At 70.0% G+C, this 15067-nt stretch carries 13 protein-coding genes; 10 read left to right on the forward strand and 3 right to left on the reverse strand.

The features are described 5' to 3' along the window. The first annotated feature begins 23 nt into the window (after positions 1 to 23). From KEC57_RS15810 to KEC57_RS15840, 7 genes are all read left to right on the forward strand, one after another. Positions 24 to 1040 carry a TIGR03842 family LLM class F420-dependent oxidoreductase gene (locus tag KEC57_RS15810; protein ID WP_229385651.1) on the forward strand — a complete coding sequence of 339 codons (1017 nt, stop codon included), beginning with the start codon at positions 24 to 26 and terminating at the stop codon, positions 1038 to 1040. Positions 1041 to 1064: 24 nt separating this feature from the next. After that, positions 1065 to 1994 carry an ABC transporter permease gene (locus KEC57_RS15815; protein WP_229385652.1) on the forward strand — a complete coding sequence of 310 codons (930 nt, stop codon included), beginning with the start codon at positions 1065 to 1067 and terminating at the stop codon, positions 1992 to 1994. Beyond that, a complete protein-coding gene (locus KEC57_RS15820) occupies positions 1991 to 2782 on the forward strand; it encodes an ABC transporter ATP-binding protein (RefSeq protein ID WP_229385653.1) in 792 nt (263 codons plus the stop codon). Before KEC57_RS15815 ends, KEC57_RS15820 begins: the two co-directional genes overlap by 4 nt. After that, the gene (locus tag KEC57_RS15825; protein ID WP_229385654.1) at positions 2779 to 3612 is read left to right on the forward strand and encodes an ABC transporter permease; all 834 of its coding nucleotides are present in this window, start codon (positions 2779 to 2781) and stop codon (positions 3610 to 3612) included. Before KEC57_RS15820 ends, KEC57_RS15825 begins: the two co-directional genes overlap by 4 nt. Positions 3613 to 3655: 43 nt before the next feature. Next, positions 3656 to 4831, forward strand: coding sequence for an ABC transporter substrate-binding protein (locus KEC57_RS15830; RefSeq protein ID WP_229385655.1), 1176 nt, complete (start codon positions 3656 to 3658; stop codon positions 4829 to 4831). A gap of 436 nt (positions 4832 to 5267) precedes the next feature. After that, complete coding sequence (locus tag KEC57_RS15835) at positions 5268 to 6584, forward strand: aspartate aminotransferase family protein (RefSeq protein WP_229385656.1); 1317 nt, start codon at positions 5268 to 5270, stop codon at positions 6582 to 6584. 46 nt (positions 6585 to 6630) lie between these two features. Next, positions 6631 to 8166 (forward strand): CoA-acylating methylmalonate-semialdehyde dehydrogenase, encoded by a 1536-nt coding sequence (locus KEC57_RS15840; RefSeq protein ID WP_229385657.1) that lies wholly within the window; start codon positions 6631 to 6633, stop codon positions 8164 to 8166. Positions 8167 to 8206: 40 nt separating this feature from the next. On the opposite strand, the gene KEC57_RS15845 is transcribed toward KEC57_RS15840, so the two are convergent. Next, entirely contained in the window at positions 8207 to 9187 is a 981-nt protein-coding gene (locus tag KEC57_RS15845; RefSeq protein WP_229385658.1) for a diacylglycerol/lipid kinase family protein, read from the reverse strand. 22 nt (positions 9188 to 9209) lie between these two features. After that, entirely contained in the window at positions 9210 to 9656 is a 447-nt protein-coding gene (locus KEC57_RS15850) for an Lrp/AsnC family transcriptional regulator (protein WP_276573324.1), read from the reverse strand. Positions 9657 to 9807: 151 nt separating this feature from the next. Here KEC57_RS15850 and KEC57_RS15855 point away from each other — a divergent pair, with 151 nt between their 5' ends. From KEC57_RS15855 to KEC57_RS15865, 3 genes are all read left to right on the forward strand, one after another. After that, the gene (locus KEC57_RS15855; protein ID WP_229385660.1) at positions 9808 to 11262 is read left to right on the forward strand and encodes a DUF6421 family protein; all 1455 of its coding nucleotides are present in this window, start codon (positions 9808 to 9810) and stop codon (positions 11260 to 11262) included. Between the two features lie 129 nt (positions 11263 to 11391). Next, a complete protein-coding gene (locus KEC57_RS15860; protein ID WP_229385661.1) occupies positions 11392 to 12087 on the forward strand; it encodes an SDR family oxidoreductase in 696 nt (231 codons plus the stop codon). 40 nt (positions 12088 to 12127) lie between these two features. Continuing rightward, on the forward strand, positions 12128 to 13198 hold the full coding sequence (locus tag KEC57_RS15865) for a threonine aldolase family protein (RefSeq protein WP_229385662.1): 1071 nt from the start codon (positions 12128 to 12130) through the stop codon (positions 13196 to 13198). Between the two features lie 68 nt (positions 13199 to 13266). Here the strand turns inward: KEC57_RS15865 and KEC57_RS15870 are convergent, their stop codons facing one another. Further along, on the reverse strand, positions 13267 to 14931 hold the full coding sequence (locus KEC57_RS15870) for a coiled-coil domain-containing protein (RefSeq protein WP_229385663.1): 1665 nt from the start codon (positions 14929 to 14931) through the stop codon (positions 13267 to 13269). Positions 14932 to 15067: the final 136 nt, after the last annotated feature.

Raw genomic sequence — 15067 nt, forward strand, 5'->3', positions numbered from 1 at the left:
TCAGGACCGAAAGGGATCAGATCATGGACTTCGGAGTCGTCCTCCAGACCAATCCACCGGCGGCGCGCACCGTGCAGCTCGCGAAGCTCGCCGAGGCGCACGGCTTCAGCCACGTGTGGACCTTCGACTCGCACCTGCTCTGGCAGGAGCCCTACGTCATCCACTCGGCGATCCTGGCCGAGACCAAGCGCATCACCGTCGGGCCGTTCGTCACCAACCCCGCGACACGGGACTGGACGGTCACGGCATCCGTCTTCGCCACCCTCAACGAGATGTACGGCAACCGCACGATCTGCGGCATCGGCCGCGGCGACTCGGCGGTGCGGGTCACCAACGGCAAGCCGGTCTCGATGGGCGAGCTGCGCGAGTCGATCCACGTCATCCGCGAGCTCGCGAACTCGCGCCCCGTCGAGTACAAGGGCGCGACGCTGCAGTTCCCGTGGAGTCGCGGCTCCGAACTCGAGGTGTGGGTGGCCGCATACGGTCCGCTCGCCCTGAAGCTCACCGGCGAGGTGGGCGACGGCTTCATCCTGCAGCTCGCCGACGTCGACATCGCCGCGTGGATGATCAAGACGGTGAAGGATGCCGCGGCGGCGGCCGGACGCGACCCCGAATCGATCGCGTTCTGCGTCGCCGCCCCGATGTACATCGGGGACGACTGGGAGCACATGCGCGAGCAGTGCCGCTGGTTCGGCGGGATGGTGGGAAACCACGTCGCCGACATCGTCGCGAAGTACGGGGTGCACGGTCCGGTCCCCGACGCGCTCACGGAGTACATCGCCGGGCGCACGGGATACGACTACAACACGCACGGCAAATCCGACAACGACCACGTCGACTTCGTGCCCGACGAGATCGTCGACCGCTTCTGCATCCTCGGCACCGCCGACGAGCACATCGCGAAGCTCGAACAGCTCCGTGCGCTCGGGGTGACGCAGTTCGCCGGCTACCTCCAGCACGACAACAAGGAAGAGACGATGCGGGTCTACGGCGAGACGGTGATCCCGGCGCTCTCGGCCCACGTGGCGGCCAAGACATGACGGCATGCAGATGACGGGGCGGACATGAGGCCCGCGCGCTGGTCGGCGCGGCGACAGAGCGAGCTGCGAGGCTGGATCGCGGCAGGCTGGGGTGCGATCGGCGTGCTCGCGGTGCTGGTGCTCTGGGAGCTGTACAAGTTCCTCGGCCCCGCCGAGGGCTTCGTCATCGGCGCGGTCGCGGGCGAGTCCGGGTCGGGCGTCATGATCCTTCCCCGCACGCACGACCGGGCCATGCCGCACATCTGGGACATGGTGGCGCGTCTGTTCGAGCCCACGAGCGGCGGCAGCACCCCGCCGCTGTGGGTCGCGGTCGCGAGCGCCGCACTCGTCACCCTCGGCATCGCGGCCGTCGGCTGGCTCATCGGCGTCGCGGTCGGAGCGTTGCTGGGCCTCGCGATGCAGCGATGGCGCCTGGTCGAGTGGGGCCTGCTCCCCTGGATCGTGGTGAGTCAGATCGTGCCGCTCATCGCGTTCGCACCGGTCGTCAACGCGATCGGCAACCAGATCGACCGCGGCGGCGGCACGTGGCCGCAGTGGCTGTCCGTCGCCGTCATCGCCTCCTATCTCGCGTTCTTCCCGGTCGCCATCGGAGTCCTGCGCGGGCTGGCGTCACCCGACCGCATCCACCTCGACCTCATGCACAGCTACGCGGCGGGCTACTGGCCGACGCTGCTGCGACTGCGCCTGCCGGCCGCCGTGCCGCATCTGCTGCCCGCGCTGCGACTGGCCGCGGCGAATGCGGTCCTCGGCGCCGTGGTCGCCGAAGTCTCGATCGGCATGCGCGGCGGAATCGGCCGCATGCTCATCCAGCTCGCCGGCCAGGCGTCGAGCGACCCCGCCGCACCGTGGGGTCCCACGTTCGGCTCGATCGCCCTCGGGCTCATCGCCGCAGGCTCCGTCGCTCTCATCGGCCTCGGTCTCGCCAACTACCGCAGAGGAGAGGCCGCCGCATGACGGACCTTGCCGTCCACGCATCCGGAGTCGGGAAAGTCTTCCCCACGAACACCGGCGAGGTCGTCGCGCTCACCGATGTCGAACTCGAGGTGGCCGCCGGAGAATTCGTGTCGCTCATCGGGCCCTCGGGCTGCGGCAAGTCGACGCTGCTGCGCCTCATCGCCGACCTCGACCCGGCGACGACCGGCACACTCGAGATCTTCGGAAAGCCCGCCAAGCGCGCCCGCATCGACCAGGACTACGGCATCGCGTTCCAGCAGGCGGGCCTGCTCCCCTGGCGCACGGTCGCCGCGAACATCGGCCTGCCGCTCGAGCTGCACGGCACGGGCAAGGCCGCGCGCACCGCCCGCGTCGCGGAGCTTGCCGAACTCGTCGGCCTGACCGACTTCATCGATCGCTATCCCGATCAGCTGTCGGGAGGCATGCAGCAGCGCGTCGCGATCGCCCGGGCGCTCGCTGCCCGCCCCCGGCTGCTGCTGATGGACGAGCCGTTCGGCGCGCTGGATGAGATGACCCGAGAGTACCTGCAGTCCGAGCTGACCCGCATCGCCGCCGAGACGGGCGCGGCCGTCGTGTTCGTCACGCACTCGATCCCCGAGGCGGTGTTCCTCTCGGACCGGGTCGTGGTGATGAGCCCGCGCCCCGGTCGCATCACCGACGTGATCGTCACCGGTCTTCCCGATGCGCGCGACGACGCGCTGCGCGAGTCGCCCGAGTACTTCGACCGGGTGACCGCCGTCCGCGAAGCCCTCCACGGCACGCGCATCGAGAGGGCGAACGAGAGATGACCGACTCCGTCACGACGATCCTGCCGCCGCCCGGCGCGGCCGGCAGCGCGCCGCCGGCCGGCGCCGAGAAGGAGCTGCCCGGCTGGCTGCGCTTCGTCGCCCCGGTCGTGGTCGGCGTGCTGATCATCGCGGCGTGGATCTTCTGGGTCGACGTGCTCGGCACCGCTCCCCGCATGCTGCCCAGCCCTGTCGCGATCGCCGAGGAATTCGTGCTGCGGTGGCCGATCATCGCCGAGGACATGGCGATCACGGCGACCAACGCGCTCGTCGGGCTCGTCGCCGGCTCGATCCTGGCGGTGCTGTTCGCCGGACTCGCTGCGGCCGCCCGGCCGATCGACGGGATGCTGGCTCCCCTGATCTCAGCGCTGGCGGTGATCCCGATCGTGGCGATCACCCCCATCCTCAACACGATGTTCGGCGCATCGAGCCAGTTCGGCCGGCAGGCGGTCGCCACCATCGCCGCGTTCATCCCGGTGTTCGTCAACGTGCTGCGGGGGCTGCGCCAGACCCGGCCGGTGCATCGCGACCTGATGCGGGCATCCGGCGCGTCCAGCATGCAGACCTTCCGCATCCTGACGATGCCGACCGCGCTCCCCCACCTGCTCACGGGCCTGCGCATCGCCAGCTCGCTCGCCGTCATCGCCGCGCTCGTCGCAGAGTACTTCGGCGGTCCCGCCGACGGGATCGGCACCGCGATCGCGACCTACGCCAAGTCCGGCCGCGCCGCGCTCGCCTGGGCGTACGTGGTGGGCGGCATCCTGATCGGCCTCGTGTTCTTCCTCGCGACCTCGCTGCTCGAGCGGCTGGCGACGAGGCGGCGGCCGGTCTGACCGGCACTCGCAGTACCCGACGCACCACACGAAAGGAACGCCAATGAGACACAGCACCAGACGCGGCCTGGCCGCGGCCTCCGTCGCCACCGTTGCGGCCCTCGCGCTCGCAGGATGCTCCGGATCGGCTGATCCCGACACCTCCGACGGCGGCGGCGAGGACTTCGAGCCGCTCTCCTCGATCACGCTGCAGCTTCAGTGGCTGCCTCAGGCGCAGTTCGCGGGCTACTACGTCGCCCTCGATCAGGGCTACTTCGAGGAGGAGGGTTTCGACGAGGTCGAGATCGTGCCGTCCGGCGGCGACATCGTGCCGCAAGACGCTCTTGTCGCCGGAGACGCCGACTTCGCGATCGCGTGGGTCCCCAAGGTGCTCGGCACCCTCGAGGCATCGGGGGTCGAGCTGACCGACATCGCGCAGGTCTTCCAGGAGTCCGGCACCCTGCAGGTCTCGTGGAAGGGCGACGGCATCGAGTCGGTCGCCGACTTCGAGGGCAAGCGCATCGGGTCGTGGGGCTTCGGCAACGAGTGGGAGATCTTCGCGGCGATGGCCGCCGAGGACCTCGACGCCGGCACCGTGTCGATCACGACGCAGGACTTCAGCATGAACGCCCTGCTCGACCGCGACGTCGACGCCGCCCAGGCGATGACGTACAACGAGTGGGCGCAGATCCTCGAGGTCGTCAACCCCGAGACCGGCGAGCTCTACCAGCCCGAGGACTTCGACGTCATCTCGTACGAAGAGACCGAGGGCGCGATGCTGCAGGATGCGATCTGGGCCGACACCCAGCGCCTCGCAGACGATCCGGCCTACGCCGACGCAGCAGTGCGCTTCCTCAAGGCGGTCACGAAGGGCTGGATCTTCGCGCGCGACAATCCCGAAGAGGCCGCGACGATCGTCTACGACATCGCCTCCAACGCCGAGGCGGCCTTCCCGGTCGGCCCCACGCACCAGCTGTGGCAGATGAACGAGGTCAACAAGCTCATCTGGACGGGTGCGGACTTCGGCCTCATCGACGAAGGGGCGTGGAACAAGACCGTCGAGGGCGCCCTGTCTGCCGTCAACCAGGACGGCCTCGAGCTCATCACGACGGAGCCTGCCGAATCGGCGTACTCGAACGAGTACATCCAGCAGGCGCTCGCCGAGCTCGAAGAAGAGGGCATCGTGGTCGGCGGCGAGTACACGCCGATCGACGTGACGCTCACCGAGGGCGGCCAGTAGCCCGCTTCGGGGGCCCGGCGGCGCTCAAGCTCTCGTGAAGAATACGCCCCGGGGCGCAACCGTGCGACATCCGCCCCGGGGCGCCACGGCGACGAATCGTCCCGGGGCGCATTCGTCACGGTGGGGCGGGATCTTCCCGCCCCACCGTGGGAGATCCGCCCCGGGGCGCTCCCACCCGGACCGACGGATGCCCCGGACCGACGGATGCCCCGGGCCGACGGATGCCCCGGGGCGGCGGACGGATGCCCCGGGGCGGCGGACGGATGCCCCGGGGCGGATTCGTCACCGTGGGGCGGGATTCTCCCGCCCCACGGTGGAACATGCGCCCCGGGGCGTTCCCCGGGCGGGGACCTCCTGACCGCATTCCTCGCTTGACCTCGGGTCGTCCAGCGACGAACGTTGCACCAGACGACTCGTCACACGCCGGAGGACCCACATGACCGAAGACCTCGACGCCCGCGCCCGGGAACTCGACCGCGCGCACGTCTTCCACTCCTGGTCTGCACAGGCCGGGCTCGACCTCATGCCGATCGCCGGCGGGTCGGGCACCACCGTGTGGGACCACGCCGGCACCCGCTTCCTCGACTTCTCGAGTCAGCTGGTGAACGTCAACATCGGGCACCAGCATCCGGCTGTCGTCGCAGCGATCCGCGATCAGGCCGAGACGCTCGCGACCATCGGACCCGCGACCGCGAACCTCACCCGGGGCGAGGCGGCCGTACGCATCCTCGACAAGGCGCCGGCGGGGTTCTCGAAGGTCTTCTTCACCAACGGCGGCGCCGATGCGATCGAGAACGCGATCCGCATGGCCCGCCTTCACACGGGCAGAGACACGATCCTCTCCACCTACCGCTCGTATCACGGCAACACGGGCGCGGCGATCGTCGCGACCGGCGACTGGCGACGGATGCCGAACCAGTACGCCCGCGGACACGCCCACTTCTTCGGGCCCTACCTGTACCGCACCGAGTTCTGGGCGACCTCGCCCGAAGAGGAGTCGGCGCGAGCACTGCAGCATCTCGAGCGGGTCATCCAGTCCGAAGGTCCGTCGACGATCGCCGCGATCCTGCTCGAGTCGATCCCGGGCACCGCGGGGATCCTCGTGCCGCCGCCCGGGTACCTCGCGGGCGTGCGCGCTCTCGCCGACAGATACGACATCCTGCTCATCCTCGACGAGGTGATGGCCGGCTTCGGCCGCACCGGCCGCTGGTTCGCGTTCGACGGCCACGGCGTCGTGCCCGACCTGATCACGTTCGCGAAGGGCGTGAACTCCGGGTACGTCCCCGTCGGCGGCGTGATCATCTCCGACCCGATCTCGGCCACGTTCGACGACCGCGTCTTCCCCGGTGGCCTCACGTACTCCGGTCATCCGCTGGCGGCGGCATCCATCGTCGCGGCGCTGGACGCCATGCAGTCCGAGGGCATCGTCGACAACGCCCGTCGGGTGGGCGCCGAGGCGATCGGCCCGGGCCTCGCGGAGCTCGCCGAGCGGCATCCGCTCATCGGCGAGGTGCGCGGGGAGGGCGTGTTCTGGGCGCTGGAACTCGTCGCGGACCGCGACACGCGCGAGCCCGTCGGGGCACCCGTGATCGGGCGGCTGAAGAAGGAGCTCGTCTCCCGCGGGCTGATTCCCTTCACCGCCGACAACCGCATCCACGTCGTACCGCCGTGCGTCGTCACCGACGACGAGGTGGCCCAGGCGATGTCGATCTACCATGAGAGTCTGACGAGCGTCGAAGACGACCTCTTCTGACGCGTGCACGCGCCCTCACAAGGAGCGCTTCCGAAGGAGGAACACGATGACTGACACCACGACCCTGGCCCCGCAGACCGCGGGGGCCGAGACCGCGGTCCTGGATCACTGGGTGAACGGCGCCCCTTGGGCCGGGGCATCCGATCGCACCGGCCAGGTCTTCAACCCGGCCCTGGGCACCGTGCAGAAGCACGTGCGCTTCGCATCTGCGGCCGATGTCGGCGCCGCGGTCGATGTCGCGTCCGCGGCGGCGGCGGCGTGGCGCGACGCGTCGATCGCGAAGCGCCAGACCGTGCTGTTCGCCTTCCGCGAGCTGCTCAACGCGCGCAAGGGCGAGCTCGCAGAGATCCTCACCTCGGAGCACGGCAAGGTGCTCGCCGATGCGCACGGCGAGATCGCGCGCGGCATGGAGGTCGTCGAGTTCGCGTGCGGACTGGGCCACCTGACCAAGGGCGCGTACTCCGAGAACGTCTCGACCGGCATCGATGTGTACACGCTCCGCCAGCCCTTGGGCGTCGTGGGCATCATCAGCCCGTTCAACTTCCCGGCGATGGTGCCGCTGTGGTTCTTCTCGATCGCGTTGGCGGCGGGCAATGCGGTGATCCTCAAGCCCAGCGAGAAGGATCCGACCGCCGCGAACTGGCTCGCGGCGCTGTTGACCGAGGCCGGCCTGCCCGACGGCGTGCTCAACGTCGTGCACGGCGACAAAGAGGCGGTCGACGCACTGCTGGAGCACCCCGACGTGCGGGCGATCTCGTTCGTCGGCTCGACCCCGATCGCGCACTACGTGTACGAGACGGCGACCCGCAACGGCAAGCGCGTGCAGGCGCTGGGCGGTGCGAAGAACCACATGCTGGTGCTTCCGGATGCCGACCTCGACCTCGCCGCGGATGCCGCGGTCAACGCGGGCTTCGGCTCGGCGGGCGAGCGCTGCATGGCGATCTCGGTCGTGCTCGCGGTCGACACGATCGCCGACGAGTTCGTGCAGAAGGTGTCGGAGCGCATGGCGACCCTGCGCACCGGCGACGGCATGCGCGGCTGCGACATGGGGCCGCTCATCACCGGACAGCACCGCGACAAGGTGACGTCGTACATCGATGTCGCGTCAGCCGATGGCGCCGCGGTGGTCGTCGACGGGCGAGGGATCGACGTGGACGGCGACCCGAACGGCTTCTGGCTCGGACCCACGCTCATCGACAAGGTTCCGACCACCTCGACGGTGTACCAGGACGAGATCTTCGGCCCGGTGCTCTCGGTCGTGCGGGTCGAGGGCTACGAGGACGGGCTCGGCATCATCAACTCCAGCCGCTACGGCAACGGCACCGCGATCTTCACGAACGACGGCGGCGCCGCGCGGCGCTTCCAGCGTGAGGCGCAGGTCGGCATGATCGGCATCAACGTGCCGATCCCGGTGCCGGTCGCCTACCACTCCTTCGGGGGCTGGAAGGCGTCGCTGTTCGGCGACGCGAAGGCCTACGGCCCGCACGGCTTCGAGTTCTTCACCGCCGAGAAGGCCGTGACCTCGCGCTGGCTCGACCCGTCGCACGGCGGGCTGAACCTGGGCTTCCCGCAGCACGACTGAACGCGAGAGGGTGGATCTCCGCGGCACCGCGTGCGGAGGTCTACCCTTTCGTGCTGCCGGGGGGCGGCGCGAAGACCTCCACCGCGCGGGGGATCGCGACGCAGCGAAGAGTGAATCCCGCGGGCGGCTGCTCCTCGAGCTCGCCGTCGTGGACGTAGACCGACGGATGCCCCTCGCCGGGCCGCACGGTCAGCTCGAACTCCCCCACGACCAGCCGCTCGACGTCCAACCGGGGCGGCATCAGCCCGAGCGCGCGCAAGACGGCCGCCGTGCGCTTGCCGAAAGCGAGCGACGCGACCGCACGCAGCCGTGAGCCGCGCGCGTGGTGGATGCGGACGTCGAGCGTCGGCTCGACGAGCGTTTCGCGCTGCATGGTCGCGACGCGATCGGGGTCGTTGCGGCCGATCCCGACGAACACCGACCACACGTGCGCCCGCCGGCCGTTGCGCACGATCGTGAGCGGCTCCGCGGTGCGCAGCGCCCGCCAGGCGGCGACGATCCCGCCGAGCCATTTGCCGAGGCTTGCGCGGCGGCGATCGCGCTCATCGATCAGCTCGGGGTACGCGCCCAGCGAGACGGCGTTGAGCGCGAGGATCGCTCCACGCTCGCCTGCCCGCGCCTCGATGGCGCTCACCGCGACCGTCGTGCCGCGTTCCAGCGCATCGATCGCGGTGTCGACGTCGGCGATGCCCGCCGAGCGCGCGAAGTGGTTGAAGGTCCCGCCCGGCATGACCAGGAGGGGGCGCCCGTACTGCCGTGCGAGGGCTGCCATGCGCGACACCGATCCGTCGCCGCCGTATACGCCCAGGACGACGGGCGGGGCATCCGACGCCATCGCCGAGAGGACCGCATCGGCGAGATCCTCATCCTCGGCGAGCTCCTGCACGACCGCCTCGGGCAGCCGCGTCGCAAAGGTGTCGGCGGGGTCGGCCCGCACCACGGCCGTGCCCGAGGCTGCGTTGCGGATGATCAGCACTCCTCTGCCGCGCACGAATTCGGACGGCGCGGACGAGGGGGGCATGGGCCCGAGGCTACGCCTCACATCACGCCGGCAGGACCGGGCGGTTCTCGTAGAACGTCTGCAGCACGATGGTCGTGCGCGTGTTGACCGAGGCGGCGGAGCGGATGTCGCGGATCAGCGACTCGAGGTGCCGCGGCGATTCGACCCGCACGAAGAGCATGTAGCTCGCGTCGCCGGCGATGGAATGGCAGGCCTCGATCTCGGCGAGGTGCTCCAGCATCTCGGGTGCGTTGTCGGGTTGAGCGGGGTCGAGCGGCGTGATCTCGATGAAGGCCGACAGCGGCTTGCCCACCGCCTCGGCGTCGACCGCCGCGCGGTACCCGGTGATGACACCGCGTGCTTCGAGCCGGCGCAGCCGCGACTGCACGGCCGAGACCGACAGTCCGACCGCTGCGGAGAGATCGGCGAGCGTCGCGCGGGCGTTGAGCGAGACCTCGCGCACGATTCCGACATCGATCGGGTCGTCCAGCCGCCCGGGCGCGGTGGTCTCGTCGGGTGCAGCCATGCTCCGAGACTACCGGTCCGGTCACCCCTCACAGGAATGCTTGCTGCTCTTGTGGTGAATCACCGGAATTTCTCCCGTAGAATCCTACTCACGCGACCGAGATCGGAGGTTCACCATGCCCATCAGCCCCTTCGCCCGCACGAAGGTCATCGTCGGCGAACCCGAGGTCGTCGAGGACGGCTTTGCTCCGGCGGTCGAGAACACCGGCGCATGGCTCGACCTCAAAGAGGCCGCGACAGCCCTCCAGCGCATCCAGATCAAGGACGGCTCGGTGCCGGACGCGTCCGATCGGGAAGCGGCGCGAACGTTCGTGGCGACGATCGTCGACTCGATCCGGGCGCTCACACCATGGTTCCCGCACGATGCCGAGTACCTTGCGGCATCCGTCCGAGACTTCGAGCGCTGGGCCGCCGAGGGTTTCGGCGTTCCGGACTTCCTCGACTCGCTCGTCGCGTTCCAGCCGCAGCAGCACCGGGTCGACGGCATCCGTCATCTCGTCGTCTTTCCGATGTACACGCAGAACGGCTCGACGAACCGTTTCGTCGAAGCCCTCATCGTCGAGACCATCTGGCCCGAATTCATCGCGCAGCTCGAAGTCGAGTACACGAACAAGCTCTTCGTGTCTCTGCGACTCGTCGACTTCACCCCCGGCTACGACACGAACTCGGCGGTGCTGTTTCCCGAGACGGTCGCGATGCGCGAGATCCCGACGTTCACGTGGGGTGCGATCTTCCAGGATCGCGAGGCGGCGCGCTACCGCCGAGTCACTCGGGCGGCGGCCGGGATCACGAAGCTCGACCTGCCCGCAGACGCGCTGCGCATGCTCGATGACCAGGCGCTCACCGAGAAGACGTTCGTGATGTGGGACATCATCCACGACCGCACCCACATGCGCGGCGATCTGCCGTTCGACCCGTTCATGATCAAGCAGCGGATGCCGTACTTCCTGTATTCGCTGGAGGAACTGCGATGCGATCTCACGGCGTTCCGCGAGTGCGTCGCGATCCAGACCAGGCTGTCCACCCGCGCCGGGGCCTTTGCGGGCGGAGAGCCCGTCGAACCGCTCCCGGCCGCCGAGGCGGAGATGCTCGAGCACGCCGTGCTCGTGCAGTACGCGGTGATCTTCGACCGGATCTTCCGGTTCTCGATCACCGGCTCGCGCGTGCGCAACTACGACGGACTCGGCGGGCAACTGCTCTTCGCGTGGCTGCACCAGCGCGGGGTGCTGCACTGGACCGACACCCGGCTGACCTTCGACTGGGCCGGTGTGCCGGCCGCCGTCGTGGCCCTCGGCGATGCGATCGACGAGCTGTACTGGCGCTCGATCGACCGGCCGAAGACGGCACACTGGCTCGCGGCGTACGACCTCGTTCGCGGCACCGTCGCCCCGAATCCGGCATCGGCATGGGCACGGGGGCTGCCGGACGAGATCCTCGCCGGGGTGCCGAAGGGCTACACCGATGCCGTGATGGACGACGAGTTCCCGCTGTCGATGTTCTTCGAGGCGCTCGAGAAGAAGATGAAGCCCGTCGTCGAATCGACCGCGGGCATCACGGGTCGTGACGGGTGAGCGGGTGATCGTCCTCTCCCGCCGAGCACGAGCGGTCGATTTCATGTGCTCTCGCCGAGACCACCTCTCGTGCGCGGGGGCAGCGTGTGCGCTCGGCCAGATCATGTACGCCGGACGCCGGGAGAGGCTATGAGCGTGGCAGACAGACTCGTGCTCATCGCCGGCGCGACCAGCCCATCGGGGCTCGCGGCCTCCCGGGTCCTGGTTTCGGCCGGGGCCCGGGTGGTCGCCGTCGGGAGGGACGCCGCGAAGCTCGACGAGCTCGCGGAGGCCCTCCGACCGGCCGCCGGACCGGGCTCGCTCCGCACGGAGGTGTGCGATCTCACCGACGAAGCCGATGTCGCCGAGCTCGTCGCACGCGTGCACGCGGCAGACGGGCCGGTCGACGGCATCCTGCACCTGGTCGGCGGATGGCGCGGCGGAGGCGGACTGGCGGGCCAGACCGACGAGGACTACCGCTTCCTCGAACGGTCGCTCACGGCGCTGCGCCACGTCACTCGCGCGTTCGATGCCGATCTCCGGGCCTCCGATGCCGGGCGCCTCGCGGTCGTCTCATCGACCTCGGTCGCCCGTCCGCTCGCCGGCGGTGCGAACTACGCGGCCGTGAAGGCCGCGACCGAGGCCTGGGCGCGCGCCGTGGCGCAGGGCTTCGCGAAGGATGCCCGGGATGGCGGGAAGCCGCTGGCCGCGGCATCCGTCGTCTTCCGGGTCACGGCTCTCTCAGGACTCGAGGACTCGCTCGCCCAGCGGTTCGCGGACCTCTGGGCGAGCGACGCCGAGGCCGTGAACGACACCATCGTCGAACTCACCGACCCGAGCCTGTGAAAAGCCAGGCGGCTGCCCGTCACAGCTAGATTGGACAACCGTGACCACGATCCACGACCCGAACCTGCGCGGTTTCGCCTCCGACAACTACTCCGGCATCCACCCCGAGGTGCTCGCGGCCATCGCCGCCGCCAACGAGGGCCACCAGGTCGCCTACGGCGAGGACGACTACACCGGGCGGCTGCAGCAGGTCTTCGCGCGTCACTTCGGCGAAGGCGCCGAGGCGTTCCCGGTCTTCAACGGAACCGGAGCCAACGTCGTCGGACTCCAGTCGATGCTGCCCCGCTGGGGCGCGGTGATCGCCGCGAGCACGGCGCACATCAACGTCGACGAGGGCGGGGCTCCCGAGCGGGTCGGCGGCATCAAGATCCTGGGCGTCCCCACCGACGACGGCAAGCTCACCCCTGAGCTGATCGACCGCGAGGCCTGGGGCTGGGGTGACGAGCACCGCGCGCAGCCGCTCGTCGTGTCGATCACGCAGTCGACCGAGCTCGGCACGCTGTACTCGGTCGACGAGGTGCGAGCGATCGCCGAGCACGCCCACGGCCTGGGCATGCACCTGCACATGGACGGTGCGCGCATCTCGAATGCCGCGGCGTCGCTCGGCCTGCCGCTGCGCGCATTCACGCGCGACGCCGGTGTCGACGTGCTGAGCTTCGGCGGCACCAAGAACGGCGCGATGCTGGGCGAGGCCATCGTCGTGCTGAACCCCGAGGCGTCGACGGGGCTGACCTACCTCCGCAAGCTCGACATGCAGCTCGCCTCGAAGATGCGGTTCGTCTCCGCGCAGCTCGTGGCGCTCCTCGAAGGCGACCTGTGGCTGCGCAACGCGTCGCATTCCAACGCCATGGCGCAGCGGCTGCGCGCGGGCATCGAGGCGGGCATCGCCGCCGGGTCGATCCACGGAGTGGAATTCACCCAGCGGACGCAGGCGAACGGCGTCTTCGCGACGCTGCCCGACGGCGTCGCGGACCGCCTCCGCACGTCCTTCAGGTTCTACGACTGGGATGCCGCGAAGAACGAAGTGCGCTGGATGTGCAGTTTCGACACCTCCGAGAACGATATCGACGCGTTCCTGGCCGCGATCGCGCGCGAGACCTCGGCCGCGTAGCGGGCTCCGCGTACGCGCGCAGCGCGCGGCCGCGCGCCGGCACCCGGCCGGAGGCACTCCGAATGGAGTCAGGACTCGGCGCGCTCGAGGTCGTCGTCGGACGAGTCCTCGGCGCCGGCGCCGTCAGCCTCCGTCCGGTCCCCGCCGGCCTCGGCCTCGCTCTCAACCTCGGCGTTCTGGGCCGACGCGTTCTGCTCGACCAGCTGCGCCAGTTCGGCGTCGACGTCGTCTGCCGACACGTCGTCGTCGGCAGCGGCCTCCGCGGCGGGTGCCTCCACCCCCGGCTCGATCGTGACATCCCCCGTCGACGGGGCGTCGGCATCCGTCGTCTGCTCGCGCGCCGCGGGGTGCACCGCACTGAGCGGACCCTCGGGACGGATGAGCTCCTTCACCTCTGACATGAAGCTCGTGAGCTGGTGCTGCTGCCAGCGGAGCTGTCGGGTGCGGTCCTCGGCGTCGCGCAGCACGGTCTGCGAGTGCGACGTGACGAGGTCCATGATCTTCTGCGCCTTCACCCGCGCCTGATCGAGGTGCTCGCGAGCGCGGAGCCTGGCATCTGCATCGATCTGCTGGGCCTGCGCGCGCTGGAGTCGCTCGAAGTCCTCCGCCTTGGACGACACCCGCTGGGCGTGGTCGAGCGAGGCTGCGACCTGCTCGTTCGCGTCCTGCGTGATGCGCTCCGCGTGGGCGACGGCCTGGGTGTGCAGCACGAGGAACTCCTGGTGCGCGTCGTCCTGCCGACGGGTCAGGCTCTCTTCGAACTCGAGCGCCCGCACGCGCAGCTCGCGCACCGCCTCTTCGGCTTCGGAGCGGTCGCGCTCGGTCTCGCGGGCCACCATCGAGCGCAGCGCCGCCGCACCCTTCTCCGCCTCGGAACGGATCGCCGTGGCCTCGCGCTCGGCCTGGGCGACCTTCTCGGCGGCGTGGGCGGCCTCGCGCTCGAGGGTCGCCTGGTGGGCGGTCAGCTCGGTGTCGATCTTGAGACGCGCCTGCTGCGAATCGTGGTGGGCGTGAGCGAGGATCGCCTCTGCTTCAGCGACGGCAGCGGTGCGGCGGTTCGCGTTCTCTGCGCGAGCGGCTTCGAGCAGCCGATCGCCCTGCACGCTGGCGTTGCGGATCAGCACGCTCGCCTGCTCTTCGGCGACCCGCAGGATCTCTTCGAACTGATGACGGTTCGGCGTCTCGTCGGGCGTGGCGACGAGTTCTTCGCTCAGCGCCTGCACCTGCTGCTCGGCGTTCGCCACCTGCACGCGGGCGGCGGCGAGTTCGATCTCGAGGCGCTGCACGACGTCGCCGTCCTGCGCCCGCGCGGCCGACACCTCGGCCCGCAGCCGCGCGATGTCGTCCTGGTGCTTCGCGTCGGCGGCGGCGAGCTGGTCCGTGAGGCGTTCGATCTCCGCGCGGCCTTCGGCGGCGGCATCGTCGACGGTCGTGGTGCGCTGCGCCTTCACCGCTTCGAGTTCGGCCTCCAGGCGATCGGCCTTCGCGCGGCTCTGCGCGACGGCGGCGCCGGCGCGGCGCTGGTGCTGCTTGAGCTGCAGCACCTCGTCGTCGGTCGCCCGCATGCGCGAGCTGAGGCCGGAGATCGCGGCGTCCACCTCATCCTTGTCGTAGCCGCGGAAGGATGTCGTGAAGGCTGCGCCGAAGGCGGTCGCGGCGTCTGCGATCAGGCTGTCGAACGGCGTCGCCTCTTCGCTGCCGCTGGAGTCTGCAGGAACGGTGGATTCGGACATCGGGTGTCTCCGCTTCTTCGGATCGCGGTGTCGGCGATGACGGGGACAGAGGCGGCACGACCGTGCGCATCTCGCACCAGCGGAGGGGGTGGACGCCTGCTGCGGGACTCACGGAACGCGACGCCCTCGACGACAC

It is taken from the genome of Microbacterium allomyrinae (assembly GCF_020682705.1).
GTDB lineage: Bacteria > Actinomycetota > Actinomycetes > Actinomycetales > Microbacteriaceae > Microbacterium > Microbacterium allomyrinae.